At 73.2% G+C, this 20,705-nt stretch carries 15 protein-coding genes; 11 read left to right on the forward strand and 4 right to left on the reverse strand.

Going from position 1 to position 20,705, the window contains the following annotated elements; genetic code table 11:
* The first annotated feature begins 127 nt into the window (after positions 1 to 127).
* The gene (locus ACF061_RS22490) at positions 128 to 562 is read left to right on the forward strand and encodes an ATP-binding protein (protein WP_392268712.1); all 435 of its coding nucleotides are present in this window, start codon (positions 128 to 130) and stop codon (positions 560 to 562) included.
* Between the two features lie 210 nt (positions 563 to 772).
* Here the strand turns inward: ACF061_RS22490 and ACF061_RS22495 are convergent, their stop codons facing one another.
* Positions 773 to 1,288, reverse strand: a complete 516-nt coding sequence (locus ACF061_RS22495) for a GNAT family N-acetyltransferase (protein WP_392268713.1) — start codon at positions 1,286 to 1,288, stop codon at positions 773 to 775.
* A gap of 95 nt (positions 1,289 to 1,383) precedes the next feature.
* Between ACF061_RS22495 and ACF061_RS22500 the strand changes: the two genes are divergently transcribed.
* The 4 genes from ACF061_RS22500 to ACF061_RS22515 all read left to right on the forward strand — a co-directional run bounded on the left by ACF061_RS22500 (position 1,384) and on the right by ACF061_RS22515 (position 5,402).
* Positions 1,384 to 2,187, forward strand: a complete 804-nt coding sequence (locus ACF061_RS22500; protein WP_392268714.1) for a thioesterase family protein — start codon at positions 1,384 to 1,386, stop codon at positions 2,185 to 2,187.
* Between the two features lie 185 nt (positions 2,188 to 2,372).
* A complete protein-coding gene (locus ACF061_RS22505; protein ID WP_392268715.1) occupies positions 2,373 to 3,389 on the forward strand; it encodes a TIGR01777 family oxidoreductase in 1,017 nt (338 codons plus the stop codon).
* 205 nt (positions 3,390 to 3,594) lie between these two features.
* Positions 3,595 to 4,620, forward strand: coding sequence for an alcohol dehydrogenase (locus tag ACF061_RS22510; RefSeq protein ID WP_392268716.1), 1,026 nt, complete (start codon positions 3,595 to 3,597; stop codon positions 4,618 to 4,620).
* Between the two features lie 290 nt (positions 4,621 to 4,910).
* Positions 4,911 to 5,402 carry a lamin tail domain-containing protein gene (locus tag ACF061_RS22515; RefSeq protein WP_392268717.1) on the forward strand — a complete coding sequence of 164 codons (492 nt, stop codon included), beginning with the start codon at positions 4,911 to 4,913 and terminating at the stop codon, positions 5,400 to 5,402.
* Between the two features lie 122 nt (positions 5,403 to 5,524).
* Here ACF061_RS22515 and ACF061_RS22520 read toward each other — a convergent pair whose 3' ends face one another.
* On the reverse strand, positions 5,525 to 6,472 hold the full coding sequence (locus ACF061_RS22520; RefSeq protein ID WP_392268718.1) for an MIP/aquaporin family protein: 948 nt from the start codon (positions 6,470 to 6,472) through the stop codon (positions 5,525 to 5,527).
* A gap of 344 nt (positions 6,473 to 6,816) precedes the next feature.
* Here ACF061_RS22520 and ACF061_RS22525 point away from each other — a divergent pair, with 344 nt between their 5' ends.
* From ACF061_RS22525 to sbnA, 5 genes are read left to right on the forward strand one after another with little or no spacing between them, the layout of a single operon-like run.
* Complete coding sequence (locus ACF061_RS22525; protein WP_392268719.1) at positions 6,817 to 9,333, forward strand: Pls/PosA family non-ribosomal peptide synthetase; 2,517 nt, start codon at positions 6,817 to 6,819, stop codon at positions 9,331 to 9,333.
* Between the two features lie 14 nt (positions 9,334 to 9,347).
* Complete coding sequence (locus tag ACF061_RS22530) at positions 9,348 to 12,674, forward strand: amino acid adenylation domain-containing protein (protein ID WP_392268720.1); 3,327 nt, start codon at positions 9,348 to 9,350, stop codon at positions 12,672 to 12,674.
* Between the two features lie 36 nt (positions 12,675 to 12,710).
* Positions 12,711 to 13,715 (forward strand): TauD/TfdA family dioxygenase, encoded by a 1,005-nt coding sequence (locus ACF061_RS22535; RefSeq protein ID WP_392268721.1) that lies wholly within the window; start codon positions 12,711 to 12,713, stop codon positions 13,713 to 13,715.
* Positions 13,712 to 14,794 (forward strand): 2,3-diaminopropionate biosynthesis protein SbnB, encoded by a 1,083-nt coding sequence (sbnB, locus tag ACF061_RS22540; protein WP_392268722.1) that lies wholly within the window; start codon positions 13,712 to 13,714, stop codon positions 14,792 to 14,794. The genes ACF061_RS22535 and sbnB overlap by 4 nt, the downstream gene beginning before the upstream one ends.
* A 53-nt stretch (positions 14,795 to 14,847) precedes the next feature.
* Entirely contained in the window at positions 14,848 to 15,873 is a 1,026-nt protein-coding gene (gene sbnA / locus ACF061_RS22545; protein WP_392268723.1) for a 2,3-diaminopropionate biosynthesis protein SbnA, read from the forward strand.
* A 331-nt stretch (positions 15,874 to 16,204) separates the two neighbouring features.
* Here sbnA and ACF061_RS22550 read toward each other — a convergent pair whose 3' ends face one another.
* Both ACF061_RS22550 and ACF061_RS22555 read right to left on the reverse strand, forming a co-directional pair.
* Positions 16,205 to 16,921: a response regulator gene (locus ACF061_RS22550; protein ID WP_392268724.1), complete on the reverse strand. Its 717-nt coding sequence runs from the start codon at positions 16,919 to 16,921 to the stop codon at positions 16,205 to 16,207.
* A 3-nt stretch (positions 16,922 to 16,924) separates the two neighbouring features.
* Entirely contained in the window at positions 16,925 to 18,169 is a 1,245-nt protein-coding gene (locus ACF061_RS22555) for a sensor histidine kinase (RefSeq protein ID WP_392268725.1), read from the reverse strand.
* Positions 18,170 to 18,420: 251 nt separating this feature from the next.
* Between ACF061_RS22555 and ACF061_RS22560 the strand changes: the two genes are divergently transcribed.
* Complete coding sequence (locus ACF061_RS22560; RefSeq protein WP_392268726.1) at positions 18,421 to 20,646, forward strand: MMPL family transporter; 2,226 nt, start codon at positions 18,421 to 18,423, stop codon at positions 20,644 to 20,646.
* Positions 20,647 to 20,705 lie beyond the last annotated feature (59 nt).

A 20,705-nucleotide genomic window follows, 5' to 3' on the forward strand; every position in this document is an offset into this window, starting at 1 on the left:
TGCCCCGATCAGGACTGGCGTTCGGCAATGCCGACCGCGATTCATTGACCCGTCCCGTGTACGTTCCCTAGCGTTCCCTTCGCGCCCGGCCCCAGGCCGCCGGCGCCGTCCGGAGGAAGGAGGCCACATGACCTCAGCGCAGCTCGACGTCACGCCCCGCGGGGAGGCCGGCCACGCCGGCCACGCCTTCCCGCTGCCGCACACGCCGGGGGCCGTGCCGTCCGTGCGCCGTCGCGTGCGCGCCGTCCTCGGCGGCTGGAACCTGCCCGCCGGCGCCGCCGACGACGTTCTCCTGGTGGTCTCGGAGCTGGTCACCAACGCGTTGGTGCACGCCCGGCCGCCGGCGACACTGCGGCTGTGGCGGGCGGCGGTCGACGGACACGGAGCCGTCCACGTCGAGGTGAGCGACCTGGGGCCCGCCGCCCCGCCGGGACCGGCCGCGGCGCCGGACCCGGACGAGCACGGCCGTGGTCTGGGCATCGTGACCGCGCTGTCGGCCCGGTGCGGCATGCGGACGGGCCCGGGCGGGACGAGCCGGTGGGCGGAGGTGCTCGCCGGCTGAGGCCGTCGACGCGCGACCGGCGGTCTCCCGGGCCGCCGCGGGGGCGCCGGCCGGCGCCGGCGTCCACGCGTTCACCGGACGCGCCCCACCGGCGCGTCGGCCGCGGCGCGGCCGGGGAAGGTGGTGGCGCGCCGCGCCGGGCACCGCGGGCGCACGGGCCGGGGTGGCTCGTCCGGGAGGCCCTTGCGGGGGTGACTCGTACACGGTGGCTCATCCGGGGGCGAGGTCGGTGCGGGGGGCGATGGCCCAGTGGTTGCCGCGCAGCACCCGGTCCGCGAACGGCACGTCGCGCTCACCCAGGAAGCGGAAGCCCAGGGAGCGGCAGATGCCGTTCGAGGCCGCGTTGCCGGTCGCCGGGAACGCGTGCACCACACCCCAGCGGTCCTCGTCCCGGGCCTGTTCGAGCAGCCTGCGGGCCGCCAGCTTGCCCAGACCCCGTCCCTGGAACCCGGGCAGCACCATCCAGCCGATCTCCGACAGGGGACCGTCGTCGGTGTCGTGGGACCAGATGGTCACCGACCCGGCCACCACCTCGGGCGCGCCGGGATCGGGGACGATCATCTTGATCCAGGCGGTGTCGGCGGCCGCCGCCGCGGCGTCCCGGCGCACCTTGTCCGCCATGCCGTCGGCCGGCAGCGGTCCCCCGAGGCCGGTCATCATGACCGGGTCGCACCGCATGCGGACGTAGTGGCCGACGTCGTCGGGCGTGACGTTGCGCAGTTCCACCGAGGCCCCTCCCTGGGTCGTGGCGTGTGCCGCTCCCTACCCTGTGGACCGTCCGGAGAGTCCGGAGATTGGGAAGAACCCGAGGAGAGACACCGTTGCACACCGGCGGTCCGGTCCCCGAAAGCTACTACGTGCGCACCGACGAGCACCGTTTCAAGCCCACCGCCCACGCGAGCGGCGCGTGGGACGAGAACGAGCTGCACTTCAGCCCGCTGGGCGGCCTGGTCGCCCACGCCATCGACCGGCATCTCGCCGAGCGTCCGCCCAGCGGGCTGCTCCTGTCCCGGATCAGCTACGACATCCTGGGCCGGCTGGCGCTGGACGAGTGCGAGATCCAGGTGGAGACCGTCCGCCCCGGACGCACCATCGAACTGCTGGAGGCGGTGGTGCGCATCGCCGACCGCCCGGTGGTCCGGGCCCGCGCCTGGCTCCTCGCCGGCCTGGACACGGCCGCCGTCGCCGGGGGCGCGGACGGCGGGCTCGCCCCGCCCGAGCAGCTCGCGCCGTGGCCGATGGCCGACCTCTGGCCCGGCGGCTTCATCGCCTCCCTGGACGTCCGCCCGGTCGCGCCGCCGCGACCGGGCCGCACCACCGCCTGGGTGTCCACCCCGCTCCACCTGGTCGCCGGCGAGGACTGCGGCCCTGTCGCCTCCTACCTCGCCCTGGTCGACACCGCCAACGGCATCGCCGTGCGCCGGTCGCCCACCGAGTGGATGTTTCCCAATGTCGACCTGACCGTCCATCTGCACCGCCGGCCGGAGGGCCGCTGGACCGGCCTGGACACCACGGTCGTCTTCGGTCCGACCGGCCAGGGTCTGACCAGCACGGTCCTGCACGACGTGCACGGTCCGGTCGGCCGGGCCGAGCAGATCCTCACCGTGCGTCCCATACCCGGGTGACCGGCCGACCGGGCGGAGACGCGAGCGATCGCCCCGGTGTCCGCCCGGACCGCCGCCCGCCCGGACCGACGGGACGCCGTCCGCACGGACAGCGACGGAGCGGTCACGCCTGTTTTTTGAACGCGTTCAAATAGTGCGCTAGAGTCGTCTCCGTCGACGGTCCGACAGAGGGGGGACGACGTCCGATGAAGATCGTGCTGCCCGGCGGCACCGGGCAGGTGGGTTCGATCCTGGAGCGCGCGCTGACCGCCGCCGGACACCAGGTCGTTGTGCTGAGCCGGCGGCCGGCGCACCCGCGGCAGGTCCTGTGGGACGGGCGGACCATGGGCCCGTGGGCGGAGGAGATCGACGGCAGCGACGTGGTGGTGAACCTGGCCGGACGCAGCGTCAGCTGCCGTTACACGCCCGTCCATCTGCGGGAGATGATGGACTCGCGGGTGGACTCGGCCCGGGTGGTGGGCGAGGCGATCGCCACCGCCGCGCGGCCGCCCCGCGTCTGGCTCCAGATGAGCACCGCGACGATCTACGCCCACCGTTTCGACGCGCCGAACGACGAACGCGACGGGATCATCGGCGGCTCGGAACCGGGTGTGCCGGACTACTGGTCCTACAGCGTCGACATCGCCAAGGCCTGGGAACGCGAGCAGGAACGGGCCCGGACCCCGCACACCCGCAAGGTCGCCCTGCGCTCGGCCATGGTGATGAGCCCCGACCGGGGCGGCGTCCTCGACGTGCTGCTGGGCCTCGTCCGGCTCGGTCTGGGCGGTCCGGTCGCGGGCGGCGCGCAGTACGTGTCCTGGATCCACGACCGGGACTTCGTCCGGGCGGTGACGTTCCTGATGGACCGCGAGGACATCGCCGGGCCGGTGAACCTGGCCTCGCCTGCCCCGCTGCCGCAGCGAGCGCTCATGCGGGCGCTGCGGGCCGCCCGGGGTGTGCCGTTCGGCCTGCCGGCGACCGGGTGGATGGCCGGGATCGGCGCCTTCGTGCTGCGCTCGGACACCGAACTGCTGCTGAAGAGCCGGCGTGTCGTACCCGGCCGGCTGCTCGAGGCGGGCTTCGCGTTCGATCACCCGCACTGGCCGGAGGCCGCCGACGACCTCGTGCAGCGGGTGGTGCTGAGCCGGTCCCGCGCCGGGCGGTCCGGCCCACGGGGCGCGGCGGACCGGACCGGTGTGCCGCACGGCGATCGCGCGGGCTGAGCGCACGGGCCGCAACCGCGGGCCGCTCCGGCACCGGCGCTCCGAGCGGACGGGCCGGTGCTCCGAGCGGACGGGCCGGTGCTTTGAACGGGCGGGAGGGAAGGCGGGCGCCGGGCCGCGGGGCGGCCCGGGCTCGGCGCGCGCGATCGGCCCGGAGCTGGTGTGCTGGGTGCCGGGGGCGTCGTATCCGCCACGGGAGGCCCGGATGAGCACCTACACCGTCGCACAGGTGACCACCGCCGGTGGTCCGTTCGAGATCACCGAGCGTGAGGCCCCGGAGCCGGGCCCCGGCCATGTGCGGATCGCCGTGGAGGCGTGCGGGATCTGTCACAGCGACACCTTCTTCGTGGACGCGGCGGTGCCCGGAGTCAGCTTCCCCGTGGTCCCCGGGCACGAGATCGCCGGCCGGATCGACGCGCTCGGCGACGGGGCGGCCGAACACGGCTGGCAGGTGGGCGACCGGGTGGCGGTCGGCTGGTTCGGCGGCAGCTGCGGCCACTGCACCGCGTGCCGGCAGGGCGACTTCGTGGTGTGCCGGAACCTCAAGGTACCCGGGTGGGCGTACGACGGCGGGTTCGCCGAGCGGGCCATCGCGCCGGTCGACGCGCTGGCCCGGATCCCCGAGGACCTGACGGCGAGCGACGCGGGCCCCATGGCCTGCGCGGGCGTGACCGTGTTCAACGGGCTGCGGCGCAGCGCCGCGGCGCCGGGCGACCTGGTGGCGGTGCTGGGCATCGGCGGGCTGGGGCACCTGGGGGTGCGGTACGCGGTCGCCATGGGATTCGAGACCGTGGCGATCGCGCGGGGCCCCGGCAAGGCCGAGTTCGCCCAGGAGCTCGGCGCCCACCACTACGTCGACAGCACGGCGGACACCTCCGTCGCCGAGGCCCTGCTGTCGCTCGGCGGGGCCAAGGTCGTGCTGGCCACGGCCGGGAGTTCCAACGCCATCACGGCCACGGTGGACGGGCTGACGCACCGCGGCGAGCTGGTGGTGATCGGGGCGGCGCCCGACCCGCTGGGGATCAGCCCGCTTCAGCTCATCACGAGCGGCCGGACCGTGCGCGGTCATCCGTCCGGCACCGCGCAGGACGTCCAGGACACCATGGCCTTCAGCGTCCTGCACGGCATCCGGCCGATGACCGAGGTGACGCCGCTGGACCAGGCCGACGAGGCGTACCGGAGAATGCTGTCCGGCTCCGCCCGCTTCCGCATGGTCCTCACCACCTCCTGACGCAGCGCCGACGTGTGCCGGCGGTGAACCCGTGGCGGGCGCGGGAGCGGGCACACGTGCCGCCGGTGCGAGCACCCGGTGGAACCCGGCGACGGCCGCGCGCGGTCGCGAGGGCCGACCGTGGCGCGCTGGGCACGGGGCGCGGCGGCCGTCGGGCCGGGGGCCCGGTCACTGCCACATGTCGGCCCGGCGCGGGGCGACTTCACGTTTTCCGCACCTCGCCGTCACGTGTCGCGCACGTGTTGTGTAAGCTCCTGGCGCTTCGTCCGCATCACCGAGGGGGGAACCTCATGCGTATACGTTCCGTGCTGGCCGCCGGCGCCACGGCGGCCGCGGTCGCCGTCGTCGCCGCCGCGCCGGCCCAGGCCACCGAGTACTCCTCCGCCCTGAAGATCAAGGGCGTCCAGTACGACGCCCCGGGGCGGGACTCCAACAGCTGCACCAAGGGCAACACCAAGGACGAGTACCTGACGGTCAAGAACTACTCCCGCACGACCGTCAACCTCAAGGGCTACGTCGTCAAGGACGCCACCGGCAACCGCTTCACGTTCCGGTCCAACCACTACCTCGAGCCGGGCGACTACGTGAACCTGCGCGGCGGCAGGGGAACGGACTCCGACGCCAAGAACGTCGTCTACCGCCAGAACTGCAACTTCATCTGGAACAACGACAAGGACACCATCTACCTCTACAAGCCCTCGGGCGCCCGGGCCGACGTCCACTCCTACACCAAGTCCCGCGACGACCGGGACGGCAACGGGTACATCAAGTACCACGGCTGACCGCGAGCCGGCCCGAAGACCCGGAGCGGCCCACCGGGCACGCCCCGGCGGGCCGTCGGGCAGGCGTGACGGCCCGCCCGCGGCGCTGCCCCGCGAGGCCGCCGCGGGCGCCGGGCCGGCGGCTACTCGTCGTCCGCGGTGCTGACCGCCCGGGTGCGTCCGGCCTCGGGCGGTTCGGCCTTCTGGGCGCGGATGTGCAGGACGTCGCCGATGAACAGGTCGTACACCAGCACCCCGACCACGCCGCCGACGAGCGGTCCGACGACGGGGATCCACCAGTAGTCGCTGAACGCACCGGCCAGAGAGCCCGGCAGCGCCAGTTCTCCCCAGCCCGCGGCGAAGGTGAACAGCCGCGGGCCGAAGTCGCGGGCCGGGTTGATGGCGTATCCGGCGTTCGCGCCGAAGGAGATGCCGATGGCGGCGACGACGAACCCGATCACCAGTGGTCCGAGGTTGGCCTTCACGGCGGTGTTGCGCAGGTCGACGACGGCCGCGATCAGCATGACCAGGAAGGCGGTGCCGACGATCTGGTCCACGAGCGGACCCCAGTAGCCGCCGTGGAAGTAGGGCGCCGGGAAGGTCGCGAAGATGGAGAACGACGCAACGGTGTGCCCGTTCGTCTTCGGCCCCTTCATCGCGGCGTCGAACGTGTTGATCGCGTCGTGGTACACGCCGTAGACCAGCGCCGCTCCGGCGAAGGCGCCCACCAACTGCGCGATCCAGTACGGAACCACCTTCGCCCACGGGAACCCGCGCCGCACGGCGAACGCCAGCGTCACCGCCGGGTTGATGTGCGCCCCGCTGACACCGCCGGCCACGTACACGCCGAAGGCCACGGCGAACGCCCAGCCCCAGCCGATCAGCAGCCAGTCGCCGGCGCCCAGGAAGAAGGTGGTGGGCCCCTCGGTGCGGCCCGAGCCGGGCAGCGCCGCGACGGTCATGGCCACCGAGCCGGCGCCGAAGGCGATGAGGACCAGGGTCCCCAGGAACTCCGCCAGACACTCACCCCACAGCCCGCCCCGGCTTCTGAGCCGGGAGGGCTTGATCAGGGGCGGGATCTCCACTGCCATGTCGGCCCTTCGACGAACGGTCCGCCGGACGAGCCGGCACAGCCCTGCTCTCGGCGGCCCCGCGCCACCGACCGGCCGCGGCCCCGCGCACTGCTCAGTCTGCGCGCCGGGACCGGCGGCGGCCACTCGGCCGGCCCCGACGGCCGGGTGTGACACCCGGTGGCCGACGGGCGCCCGTTACGGCGTCGCCGCGGGCCGCGGACTCCATACGGACGCACCCGAGTGGCAGCCCCGCCGCGACCGCACAAAACTGATCCATGGCTTCGTGATCAGGTGAAGACGCACGGTCTCGGGGACCGGCCACCGCTGGCCGACGGTCTTCGACCTTTCCTCAGGGAGTTCGCATGGTGGAGAAGTCTGCCGACATCCTGATGCCCGGGACGGACGGTTCCGCGATCGCCCGACGCGACGCCGCCGCACCGGCGACGGCGGACACCGAGCGGGCACTCGCCGGAATCCTCGCCGAGGTGGTGCGGGCGGAACACGTGCCCGCCGAAGGCAACTTCTTCACCGATCTCGGCGCCAACTCCCTGGTCATGGCCCAGTTCTGCGCGCGGGTGCGGAAACGGCCGGATCTGCCGTCCGTGTCGATGAAGGACATCTACCGGTACCCCACCGTCCGCGGCCTGGCCGCCGCGCTCACGGACACCGCCCCCGCTCCCCAGGACACCACGGCCCGGCCCCCGGACCCGGCCACGTCGCCCGCGCCCGCCCCGCCGCCGGACAAGGCGCACCACGTGCTCTGCGGGACCGTCCAGGCGCTGGTCTTCCTGGGCTATTCCCTCGTCTTCGGACTGTCGACCGCCCGGGCCTACGAATGGGTCGCCACCGCGTCGGGCCTCGCCGAGATCTATCTGCGCTCGCTCCTGTGCGGCGGCGTCGGGTTCGTCGCCGTGTGCGCCTTCCCGATCGCCGCCAAATGGATCCTCGTCGGGCGCTGGAAACCCGGGGAGTTCCCGATCTGGAGCATGGCCTACCTGCGTTTCTGGATCGTCCGGGCGCTGCTGCACGCCAACCCGATGATCCTGTTCGTCGGCAATCCGCTGTACGTCATGTATCTGCGGGCGCTCGGCGCGCGCATCGGCAAGGACGTCACGATGCTCTCCCGCTCGGTGCCGGTCTGCACCGACCTGCTCACCATCGGCTCCGGCACGGTGGTCCGCAAGGACTCGTTCCTCCTCTGCTACCGGGCGCACGCCGGACACATCCAGACCGGCCCGGTCACACTCGGCCGGGACGTCTTCGTCGGCGAGAAGACGGTGCTCGACATCGACACCGTGATGGGCGACGGGGCTCAGCTCGGACACGCATCCGCCCTGTACCGGGGGCAGGAGATCCCGGCCGGGGAGCACCGGCACGGCTCCCCGGCCCAGCCCACCGCGTGCGAGTACCTGCGCGTCCCACCGGCCCGCTGCGGCACACCGCGCCGGGCCGGCTTCGCCGTCGCGACCCTGCTGCAACTGTTCCTCCTCTACCTGCCGCTGACGGTCGGCGGTGTGTACATGGTGTTCGCGGAGGTCCCCGCGCTCAGCGGGCGGCTGGACACCCGGACGAGGGGCGCCACGGCCGCGGAGCTCCTCACCGACACGCTGATCGTGGCCAGTGTGCTCTTCTTCGGCGCCGTCGTCGTGGGCCTGGCCGGGCTGTTCACGGTGCCGCGTCTGCTGGGCGCGGTCGTCCGGCCCGACCGGGTCTACCCGCTCTACGGCTTCCACTACGCCGCGCACCGCGCCGTGGCGGGCCTGACGAACATCAGGTTCTTCACCTGGCTCTTCGGCGACAGCTCCTACATCGTCCCCTACCTGCGCGGCCTCGGGTACGACCTGTCCCGGGTCGAGCAGACGGGCTCGAACTTCGGCACCGAGGTGCAGCACGAGACCCCGTTCCTGGTCTCCGTGGGCAGCGGCACGATGGTGGCCGACGGACTGTCCGTGCTCAACGCCGACTTCTCCAGTACGTCCTTCCGGGTGAGCCGGGCGTCCATCGGCGCCCGCAACTTCCTCGGCAACAACATCGCCTATCCGGCGGGCGCCAGGACCGGTGACAACTGCCTGCTGGCGACGAAGGTGATGGTTCCCCTGGACGGCGAGATCCGCCAGGGCGTGGGCCTGCTCGGCTCGCCCTCCTTCGAGATCCCCCGGACGGTGGAGCGCGACTCACGGTTCGACCATCTGCGCACCGGCGACGAACTGCGCCGCCGTCTCGCCGCGAAGAACCGCTACAACCTCCGCTCGATGGCGCTGCACCTGCTGCTGCGCTGGCTGCACACGGTCCTGCTCACGGCGGCCGGGCTCGCCTCCGTCGAGCTGTACGGCACGCTGGGGCAGGCGGTGATCGCCGGCTATCTGGCCCTCACCCTCGTCTTCACCGCCCTGTACTACGTGCTGGTGGAGCGGACGATCGCCTCCTTCCGCGCGCTGCGCCCCCGGCTGTGCTCGATCTACGACCCGTACTTCTGGTGGCACGAGCGGCTGTGGAAGGTGCCGGACCGGTACCTCGAGGTCTTCAACGGAACGCCGTTCAAGCCGCTGATGTGGCGGCTGATGGGGGTGCGCGTCGGCCGGCGGGTCTTCGACGACGGCTGCTACATCACGGAGCGGACGCTCGCCGCCATCGGGGACGACTGCACGCTGAACGCCGGCAGCAAGATCCAGTGCCACTCGCAGGAGGACGGCACCTTCAAGTCCGACCACACCACCCTCGGCGCCGGCGTCACCCTCGGGGTCGGCGCGCACGTGCACTACGGCGTTCGGCTGGGCGACCAGGCGGTGCTGGCACCCGACTCCTTCCTGATGAAGGGCGAGGAAGTCCCCGAGTACGCGGTCTGGGGCGGCAATCCCGCCGCGCCGACGGCGAACTGAGGAAGGGTCGTTCGATGGGAGCGCTCGTGGCAGCGGACAGGGACTTCTGGGCCGATGTGCTCACCGCCGGTGGTTTCACCGCGGTCCCGCGGTGGACGCGGCTCCCCGCGCCCGGGGTGGCCGGGCACGCGGAGCCGGTGCCGGCCGAGGTGGCGCGGGCGGTGCGCGCCCTGGCGGCGGAGCTCGGTGTGCCGGTGAGCGCGGTGCTGCTGGCGGCCCACGCGAAGGTGCTGGCCGCGTTCTCCGGTGAGCAGGACGTGGTGACCGGGCACGCCGCGGGCCGGAGCGGTCCGCTGCCGTGCCGGCTGACGGTCGCGCCGCCGACATGGCGCGGGCTGGTGCGCAGCGCCCGGCGCGTCGAGGCGGACCTGCTGGGCCACCGGGACTTCCCCGTCGACGGGCTGCGCCGGGAACTGGGACTGACGGAACCGTCGTACGAGGTGGTGTTCGACCCCGGGGGCGCCGAGGACACCGGGGACGCGGAGGACCTCGGCGGGAGCGGGGACGGCGAGGAGTGCCGCGGCGACCTGGGCGCCCTGCCCGAGGAGGCCGTGCTGAGCGTGGGCTGGAGCGACCCGGACGGGCGCATGGCGCTGCGGCTGCGGTACCGCACGGACGCGCTGGACGCCGGCGCGGCGGCCCGGATCGCCGGTTACCACCTGACCGCCCTGCGGCTGATGACGGCCGACGCGGACGCCGAGCACACCCGGCAGGGCCTGTTGTCGGCCGACGAGGTGCGCGAACAGCTCGACGGACTGGCGGGAGCGCACCGGGAGCTGCCGCGGGCCCGGGCCCACGAGCTGTTCGAGCAGCGGGTACGGGAACGTCCGGACGCGGTGGCCGCGGTGCACGGCGACGACGTGTGGACGTACGCGGAACTGAACGCGCGGGCCAACCGGCTGGCGCGTGCCCTGCTGGCGCGCGGCCTGGGCCGGGAGGGCGTGGTGGCGGTGGTCACCGAACGCAACCTGGACTGGCTGGCCTCGGTGCTGGCGGTGTTCAAGGCCGGGGGCGTCTACCTGCCCATCGAGCCGCACTTCCCGCCCGGCCGGATCGCGGCGACGTTGTCGCGGGCCGGGTGCCGGCTGGCGCTGACCGAGCCCGGCAGCACCGGCGCCCTGGACCAGGCCCTCGCCACGCTGCCGTCGGGCGCTCAGAGGCTGCTGGTCGAAGCGGCGTACGCGGAGGAGCATTCCGACGGGGACGTCGGGGTGGAGGTGACGCCCGAGCAGTTGGCGTACATCTACTTCACCTCCGGATCCACCGGTGAGCCCAAGGGCGCGATGTGCGAGCACGCGGGCATGCTCAACCATCTGTACGCCAAGATCGACGACCTGGGGATCGGGCCGGAGACGGTGGTGGCGCAGACCGCCCCGCAGTGTTTCGACATCTCGCTGTGGCAGTTGCTGGCCGCGCTGCTGGTGGGCGGGCGGACGCTGCTGGTGGAGCAGGACGCGGTCGTGGACGTGGAGCGGTTCGTCGACACCCTGGTGGCCGGCCGGGTCTCGGTGGCGCAGGTGGTGCCCTCCTACCTGGAGGTGGTGGTGTCGTACCTGGAGCGGCGCCCGCGTGAGCTGCCGCACCTCACCTGTGTGTCGGTGACCGGCGAGGCGCTGAAGCGGGAACTGGTCCAGCGCTGGTTCGCCATCGAGCCGGGGATCAGGCTGGTGAACGCCTACGGACTGACCGAGACGTCGGACGACACCAACCACGAGGTGATGGACTCGGTCCCGGACCGGGTGCTGCTGGGCCGTCCGGTCGCCAATGTCCGGGTGCTGGTCGTCGACGAGCGGTTGTCGCTGGTGCCGCTGGGCGCCCCCGGACTGATCGCGTTCTCCGGGGTGTGCGTGGGACGCGGCTACGTCAACGACCCCGAACGCACCCGTGAGGCGTACCGGCAGGACCCGTACCGGCCGGGCGAACGCCTCTACCTGGGCGGCGACTGGGGGCGCTGGCATCCGGGCGGCAAGCTGGAGTTCCTGGGCCGCCGCGACGGCCAGGTCAAGATCCGCGGGTTCCGGATCGAGATCGGGGAGATCGAGAACACTCTGCTGCGGGTGCCGGGCGTGCGCGACGGCGCGGTCGTCGTCGCCCGGCTCGCGGGCCGCAGCACGCACCTGATCGCCTTCCACACCGGCCGGCGCATCGAGGACGAGGAACTGCGGCGGGAGTTGGGCGCCGCGCTGCCCTCCTACATGGTCCCCACCGCGTTCCACTGGCGCGACGCCCTGCCGCTGACCGGCAACGGCAAGATCGACCGCAAGGCCCTGACCGCGTCGGCCGAGGAGGCGGCGGAGGCCGCCGCCGACGCCGCCGACGGCGGGCCCGACCACGCCCCGCGCACCGCGGCCGAGCGGCGGCTGGCGGACGTCTGGGCGGAGCTGCTGGGTCTCCCCCGCCACCGGATCGGGCGCGGCGACCACTTCTTCGACCGCGGCGGCACCTCCCTGTCGGCGGTGAAGCTCACCATCGCCCTGGACCGGGCGGTGTCCCTGAAGGACGTCACCCGCCACCCGGTGCTCGCCGACCTCGCCGCGCTCCTGGACGGCTCGGCCCGGCAGCGCCCCGAGCTGCTGCAACCCCTGTCCGGGTCCGCGGCCGCGCCGCGGTGCTCCCTGGTGTGCTTCCCGTACGCGGGCGGCAACGCGGTGAACTTCCAGCCGATGGCGAGCGCCCTGGCGGGCAACGGCCCGGCGGTGTACGCCGTCGACCTGCCCGGCCACGATCTGGCGGCGGCCGAGGAGCCGTTCGTCCCGATGGAGCGGGTCGCCGAGCGGGTCGCCGCCGAGATCGCCGGGCGCGGCCTGCCGCGGGTCATGCTGTGGGGCCACTCCTCCGGCGCCGCGCTCGCCGTGGCGACGGCGCACGCGCTGGCCGAGCGCGGGGTGGCGGTGGCGCGGGTGTTCATCGGTGCGCAGTTGCTCGGTACCGCGGTCGAACGGCGAGCCGCCGAGGCGGAGTTGACGGGGCTGAGCGACGCCCGGATCGCCGCCCGGCTGAGCGCGGACAGCGGCTACACCGAGCTGGCGGAGCTGAACGCGCGGCACGCCGAGCACATCGGCGCCGCGTACCGCCACGACTGCGCGTCCGCGCACCGCTACTTCGCCGGTCTGCTGGACGGTGCGCCGGCGGTGAAGCTGGCCGCGCCGGTCACCGTGGTCGTCGCCGCCGACGACCCGCACACGGCCGGTTTCCGGGACCGGCACCGGGACTGGCGGCTCCTGGCCGACCACGTGGACCTGCACGAACTCCCCGACGGAGGCCACTACTTCCCCCGCACCAGGCCGGCCGAGGCGGCACGGGCCGTCCTGTGCGCCGTCGAACTGCCGGCCACCTCCTGACCACGTTCACCCGCTGCCGAACGAAAGGAAACCGCGATGTCGTTCTCGTCCCCGGCGTCACTGCTGGAGGTGGAGCCGCGACCCGACCGGCCTCCCATACTGCGCGTCGAGCCGACGGCGGACCCGCTCGGCTGGGCGGCCGCGCACCAGGAGGCGCTGCGGTCGCGGGTCACCGAGCACGGCGCCCTGCTGGTGCGCGGCCTGGGACTGCGGGATCCGGACCAGGTGCGCGCCGTCTTCACCGCACTGGCCGGTGAACTCATGGCCGAGCGCGAGGCGTTCGCCCCCCGGACGGCGTACGGCTCGGGCCTGTACTCCTCCACGGCCTGGCCGGACAACCAGCCGATGTGCATGCACCACGAACTGAGCTACGCCCAGCGGGTCCCGGGGCTGCTGCTCTTCGCCTGTCTCACCGCGCCCGGGCAGGGCGGGGCGACCGCGATCGCGGACGGCGAGGACGTGCTGCGCGCCCTGCCCGCCGAGCTGACCGAGCGGTTCGAGCGGGAGGGCTGGCTCCTCACCCGCAGCTACAACGACGAGATCGGGGCGTCCCTGGTCGAGTCGTTCGGCTCCGAGGACCGCGAGACGGTGGAGAACTACTGCCGGGCCCACGCCATCGACTTCGACTGGCAGCCCGACGGGTCGCTGCGCACCACGCAGCGCCGCGCCGCCGTCGTACGGCACCCGGTCACCGGCCGCCGCTGCTGGTTCAACCAGGTCGCCTTCCTGAACCAGTGGACGCTGGCGCCGGAGGTGCGCGAGTACCTGGTGGACGAGTACGGCGAGGACGGGCTGCCCTTCAACACCCGGCACGGGGACGGCGCTCCGATCGGCGAGGACGTCGTCACGCTGCTCAACTCCACCTACGAGAAGCACACCCGGCGTGAGCCGTGGCAGGCGGGTGACCTGATGCTGGTCGACAACATCCGCACCGCGCACGCCAGGGAGCCCTTCACCGGCGAACGCGAGGTACTGGTCGCCATGGCCGAACCCCGGCTCCTGACCGAAGGCCGGCCGACACCGGAGGGAACCCGTCGATGACTTCCGTGACGTCTCCCGCCACCGGCGCCGCCCCCTCCGCCCGTCCGGCCCGGGTGCCGGCCTTCGCGGTGATCCCCGGCGCCCAGGTCCAGCAGGCGCTCCAGGGACGCGAGAAGGAGATCGTGGAACTGGTCGAGGCCACCTACCGGCTGCACGGCGCGGGTGAGACGGTGAACCCGCCGTCGTACTTCCTGCGCTTCCCCGACCGGCCCTCGTCCCGGATCATCGCGCTGCCGGCCTCGGTCGGCGGGCCGGTGGGCGTGGACGGACTGAAGTGGATCTCCAGCTTCCCGGACAACGTCGCCGACGGCCTGCCGCGGGCCTCGGCGGTCCTGATCCTCAACGACCACGACACCGGCTACCCGTTCGCCTGCCTGGAGAGCTCAGTCATCAGCGCCACCAGGACGGCCGCATCGGCCGCGCTGGCCGCGGACCGGCTCAGCCGCGGCCGGCCGCGCCCCAGGCGTGTCGGGTTCTTCGGCACCGGCCTGATCGCCCGCTACATCCACACGTATCTGGCCGCTACCGGCTGGGAGTTCGACCGTGTCGGGGTGTACGACGTGTCCGCCGACAGCGCGGCCGGCTTCCACGGCTACCTGCGCCGGGGCGGGACCGCCGACGGCGGTGCGGACGTCACCGTGCACGACAGCCCCGAGGAGCTGATCCGCTCCAGCGACCTGGTGGTCTTCGCGACGGTCGCCGGTGAGCCGCACGTGACCGATCCGGCCTGGTTCGGCCACCGTCCCGTGGTCCTGCACGTGTCGCTGCGCGATCTCGCTCCCGAGGTACTGCTCGCCTCGGCCAACTTCGTCGACGACGTCGAGCACTGCCTGAAGGCCGGCACCTCGCCCCATCTCACCGAACAGCTCACCGGCGGCCGGGACTTCCTGGACGGGACCCTCGAGGACGTGCTGTCCGGCCGGGTGCGGGCGCCGGCCGACCGGACGGTGGTCTTCTCCCCCTTCGGCCTCGGGGTCCTCGACCTCGCCGTCGGCGGATACGTCCACGACCAGGTGGCCCGGGCCGGAGAGCTGCGTGTGATCGACGACTTCTTCCACGAGCTGCGGCGGTACGGCTGATCGTCCTTCCGGCTGATCAACCGCTCATCCGGCCCGAGCATCAGGAGGTTAGCGTGCCCGTCATCTCCGCCCCCGACGCGTTCAACGAAGGCCGGCTCTACGTCGACCTCCAGCCGATCTTCGGGCGCTCGCTCTACCTGAAGTGCGAGGGCTTCAACTTCGCGGGCTCGATCAAGCTGAAGGCCGCGATAGAGATGGTGGAGGCCGCGGAGAGGGACGGACTGCTGACACCGGACTCGGTCCTGATCGAGTCCTCCTCCGGCAACCTGGGCGTCGCGCTCAGCATGATCGCGGCCAGCCGGGGCTACCGGTTCCTGTGCGTCACGGACTCGCGCTGCAACCTGTCGGCCAGACTGCTGATGGAGGCCCTGGGCAGCGAGGTCCAGATCATCTCCGACCTGGACGCCAACGGCGGTTTCCTCGGCGCCCGGATCGACTACGTACGCGCGCTGTGCGCCTCCGACGACCGGTACGTGTGGCTCAGCCAGTACACCAACCCGGGCAACTGGGGGGCGCACTACCGCAGGACGGCGCCGGAGATCGCCCACCAGTTCCCTCGCCTCGACGTGCTGTTCGTGGGGGCGGGCACCACGGGGACGCTGATGGGGTGCGCGCGCTACTTCCGCGAGTGGCACCGGCCGGTACGGGTGGTGGCGGTGGACACCGTCGGTTCGGTGGCCTTCGGCGGCGAGCCGGGCCGCCGGATGATTCCCGGGCTGGGCATGAGCATGCGCCCGCCGCTGCTCGACGAGTCCTTCGTCGACGAGGTCGTCCGCGTGGAGGAGGCCGACACCATCCGCGCCTGCCACCGGCTGGCCCGGCGCGGCTTCCTGTTCGGCGGCTCCACCGGGACGGTGGTCAGCGGCGCGATGGAGTGGCTGGCCGAGCACGAGGACCGCGACCTCACCGCGGTGGCCATCGCCCCCGACCTCGGGGAGCGCTACCTGGACACCATCTACCAGTCGAGCTGGCTGGAGGACCTGTACGGCGATCTGACGCTCGATTCCACTGAGGTGCCCGCGGGCTCGCGCGGCACCGAGCGCCTCTCCGGGAAACCCGACCGGTCCTCGGAACCGTAGGACGGCCGTAGGACGCTTCCGCGGGCCCGGGTCCCGGGCCCCGGCTCCGGCTCCGGCTCCGGCTCCGGGGCGAGGCCGTCCGGCCCGGCGCCGTGCCTGCCGGAACCGGTTCGCCGCACCCACCGGTCCCACGGTGCGGCGGGCCCGCGAGGCTCCCGTGGACCGTGGTGCCCGGCGCACCCGTGGAGCGGCGCCGGCCGGCCTGCCGCCGTCAGCTCGCCGCGCGGGACGAGGCGGGCGGGGTGGCGGCGGTCGGCGGCGAACCGGTCGAGGGTGCGGGCGTGGAAGGCCCGGCCGGTGCACTGGCCGGGGCGGGCCGACTCCGGGGGGGTCAGTCCGTCCTGGGCGGCTGCCGGGCTTCCACCAGACCGGACTCGTAGGCGGCGATGACCGCCTGGGCCCGGTCCCGGACGCCGAGCTTGTCGAAGATGCTGGTGATGTAGTTCTTCACGGTGGAGACGCTGATCTCCATCGTCCGGGAGATCTCGCCGTTGTCGAGCCCGGTGGCCAGCAGCCGCCAGACCTCGCTCTCGCGCGGGGTGAGGCCGTCGGCCCGCTCCGCGGCGGGCTGCCTGCGGGTCCGGGGCGCGGGCGGCTCGCTCCTGACGTAGGCGGAGATCAGCCGGGTCAGCAGACGCGGCGCGACGACGGCCTCGCCGGCGCGGACGGTACGGATCGCGGCGACCAGTTCCTCGGGTGAACTGTCCTTGGGCAGGAAGCCGCAGGCGCCCGCGCGCAGGGCGGAGACCACGTACTCGTCCATGTCGAAGGTGCTGAGGGCGAGCACCCGGCACTCGGGCAGTTCGCGCGCCAGCCGCTCGGTGGCGGCCACGCCGTCCAGCACCGGCATCCGGATGTCCATCACCACCACGTCGGGACGGTGCTCGCGCGCCAGGGCGACCGCCTGTTCGCCGTTCTCGGCCTCGGCGACCACGGTGACGGCCGGGTCCGGCCCGAGGATGAGGGCCAGACCGCGGCGGACGAGCGGCTGATCGTCGGCGATCAGCACGCGGATGGGGTCACGGGACTCGGCGACGGCGTCGGGCACCGGTCAGCTCTCCTCGTTCTCGTTCGCGGGCGGTTCCAGCGGCAGGCTCGCCGCGACCCGGAAGCCGCCGCCGGGCAACGGCCCGGCCTCCAGGGTGCCGCCGTGCAGGGCGACGCGTTCGCGCATGCCGGTCAGACCGTATCCGCTGCCGCCGCCGAGTGCGCCGGCCGGCTCCGCGCCGTCGTACGCGCCCCGGTCGGTGACACGGACGGTGAGCCGCCCCGGCAGACAGGCCAGGTGCACCTCCGTGGGGACGGTGGGCCCGGCGTGCTTGCGGGCGTTGGTCAGTGCCTCCTGGACGATCCGGTAGACGGTCAGACCGACGACCGGGGGCAGCGGGCCGGGGTCGCCGTCGACGGTGAGGCCGGTGGGCTGGCCGGCCTGCCGGGCCTCCTTCACCAGGCGGTCGAGGTCCGCCACGCCGGGCTGCGGGGCCTCCGGAACTCCCCGCGGGCCCGGTGCGGCGTAGTCGTCCGCCCGCAGTACGTCGAGGAGTTGCCGCATCTCGCTCAGCGCCAGCCGCCCCGACTCCTCCAGGGTGACCAGTGCCTCGCGCGCGACGCCGGGGTTCCGGAGGTTGGCCCGGGCGCCTCCCGCCATGAGCTGCATGGTGGTGATGTGGTGGGCGATGATGTCGTGCAGCTCCCGTGCGATGCGCCTGCGTTCCTCGGCCACCGCGCGCTCGGCGAGGAGCCGGCGGTTGGACTCGGTCTCCTGCTGCCAGCGGTTGACCACGAGGGCCGCGATGACGACGAGAGCGGCGGCGAAACAAGCCAGGAGCACGTCGAGGAAGGTGAGCCCGGAGGAGTTGCGGTGGAAGACGGAGAGTGCCACCGCCGCGGCGGTCGCGGCCACCGTCGGCACCGGGCGGCAGGCCCGGGCGGTGGAGTACAGGGCCACCGTCAGCACCGCGCCGAAGTGCTGCTCCGCCGGCACGGCCAGGTTCAGCACCGCGCCGAGCACCAGGACCGCCGCCATGACCGGCAGCGGGTGGCGCCGGCGGAAGAGCAGGGGCAGCGCGGACAGCACCGAAAGCAGCAGGCCGACCGCCGTGACTGACCCGTCCCTGAGTTCGGGGACCACCGTGTAACCGATGAGGTCCACCACGGCGGCGGCGACGGTGACCAGGGCGTCCTCGCGGGTCCACGCCAGCCCCGCGGCTCCCTGCGATCCGAACAGCCGGCCGAGGCCCCGGCGGGTCGGCCCGGGATCTCGACGCTTCGGCCAGGGACCTCGGGGCGTCGGCATGGTCTTCCTCTCGCTGCTGCTTCTTCGACGGCCCCGCCGGGCGTCCGCTGTTCTGCCGTCATTGTGGCAGCGGCACACCCTCACGGAATGCGACCCGGGGCCGAGGCGCGACCAGGACCACGGTCCTGGTCCGGGCGGCGCCCGGCCCCCCGGGCCCGTGCCGCTTCTCATCCCGCGCTCGGACGTTCCCCGCGCATTCGGCTGATGAGCTTGAGGAGCACTGTCCGAGACCGAACCGAACGGGAGCCCCCGTGATTCGCGCCCTGACCGGATTGTCCACGAGACATCCATGGAAGGTCATCACCCTCTGGATACTGCTGGGCATCGGGCTCACCGTACTCAGCCAGCCGTTGATGTACCGCGTCACCGACAGCCGGATCGGCGGCTTCCTGCCCGGGACGTACGACTCCGCGGCCGCGCTGAAGATCGCCGAGGAGAAGTTCGGCGTCAAACCGGACGCCAACTCGGTGACCATGCTGGTGAAGCGGTCCGACGGGAAGCCGCTCGACGTCGCCGACCAGCGGCGCGCGCGGGCCACCGCCGCCGGGCTCGGCCGGCAGCGGGTGACGATGCCGAAGTCCGAGGACGAGCCGGACTTCCTGACCGAGGACTACTCGCAGACGCCGCGCGTAGGCCCCGGAACAGCGGCACCCCACGGCGCTTTCGTTCTCTTCCAGGTCGGGCTGTCCGGCAACTCCACCGACCCCGGCCTGCACGGTGTCTTCAGGAAGTTCCGGGACAGCGCGGAACACGCGTACGCGGAGGAAGGACTGCGCACCGGATTCACCGGCGGACTGGCCGACACGGTCGACAGCGCCGATGCCGAGAAGACCACCGGCACGGTGACCTCGATCCTCACCTTCGGCCTGATCCTCCTGCTGAACGTCCTGGTGTTCCGCAGCCTGGCGGCGGCGCTGCTGCCGCTGGTCGCGGTCGCTCTGATCGGCGGCGCGGCGGGCGGGGCCGTGGTCGGCGCGGCACTGCTCACCGGCACCAAACTCGACCCCTCCACCCCGTCGCTGATCAGCGTCGTGCTCCTCGGCATCGGCATCGACTACTTCCTCTTCCTGCTGTTCCGCTTCCGGGAGCGGCTGCGCGCGCACCCCGGGCGGAACGCCCGCGAAGTGGCGGGCGAGGTGACCGGACGCGTGGGTTCCGCCATCACCTCGGCGGCGCTCACCATCGTCGCCGCCTTCGCCACCCTCGGTCTGGCCAGTTTCGGCCAGTTCCGGGTGCTCGGCCCGGCCATCGCGGTCTCCGTCCTCGTCATGCTGCTGGCCAGTCTGACCTTCATGCCCGCCCTGCTGGCGGTCACGGGCCGCGGGATGTTCTGGCCGTCGCGCGCCCTGAAGCACGCACCCCGCGAGGGTTCGGCCGGTCGCTTCGGCGACTTGATCGCCCGGCGTCCGGCCGCCGTGACGATGGGCGCGGTCGCACTGCTCGCCGCCATGGCCGCCGGGACGATCGGCATGAGGATGGACTTCGGCACGGGCGGCGGGTCCGACACCCCGGCCGCCGCCACCGCCGCCGAGATCTCCCGGGCCCTGCCCGCCGGGATATCGGACCCGACCGGCGTCTACGTCACGAGCGGCAACGGCGACGCCCTCGACCGGCGGGGCGTCGACTCCCTCGTCCAGGTACTGCGCCGTACCGAGGGCGTCGGCCAGGTCGGCCGCGCCGTCTTCGACAAGACCGGCGACGCCGCCCGGATCGACCTCTACCTCGAAGCCGACCCGCAGAGCCAGCGGGCGCGTGACCTGGTCTCCGGACCGGTGCGGGACGCGGTCGGACGGAACACTCCCGCGGGCGCCGAGGCCCATGTCGGCGGCACCGCGGCGATCTTCGCGGACGTCTCCACCGCCGTCTCCAAGGACCTGCGGCTCGTCTTCCCGGTGGCCGCGGCGCTGATCGCGGTGATCCTGCTGGTGCTGCTGCGCAGCCTGCTGGCGCCCGCCGTGCTGATGGTCTCCGTCGGCCTCGGTTTCGCCGCCACCCTCGGCGCCTCCGCCCTCGTCTTCCAGCACCTGCGGGGCGAGCCCGGAGTCGGCTTCACCCTCCCCCTGGTGCTCTTCCTGTTCGTGGTCGCACTGGGCACGGACTACAACATCCTGATGAGCGACCGGATCAGGGAGGAGATGGAACGCCCGGGTCCCGCCCGCCCCGCCGTGGCCCGCGCCGTACGGCACACGGCCCCGGCGGTGGCCACCGCCGGGCTGGTGCTCGCCGGCTCCTTCGGCAGCCTCTCGGTGAACCCGGCACCGGCCACCCAGCAGATCGGCTTCGCGACGGCGCTCGGCATCCTGCTGTCGGCGTTCGTGCTGTCGATCGCGCTGGTCCCGGCGCTCGCCGCCCTGCTCGGCCGCGGGATGTGGTGGCCGGTAAGGCCCGACCGGCGCGGTCAGCGGCCGCACGAGCCCCGAGCCGGGCAGGGCGAGACGGTCCACCCGGCCACGCACGACCGGGTCGGCATGAGCTGATCACGGGCCGGCTCCGTGCGCGGGGCCGCCGGGTACGGGCGGCCCCGCGGTTCCGACCG

This window comes from Streptomyces sp. NPDC015220, from assembly GCF_043079345.1.
In the GTDB taxonomy this organism is placed as follows: Bacteria; Actinomycetota; Actinomycetes; order Streptomycetales; family Streptomycetaceae; genus Streptomyces.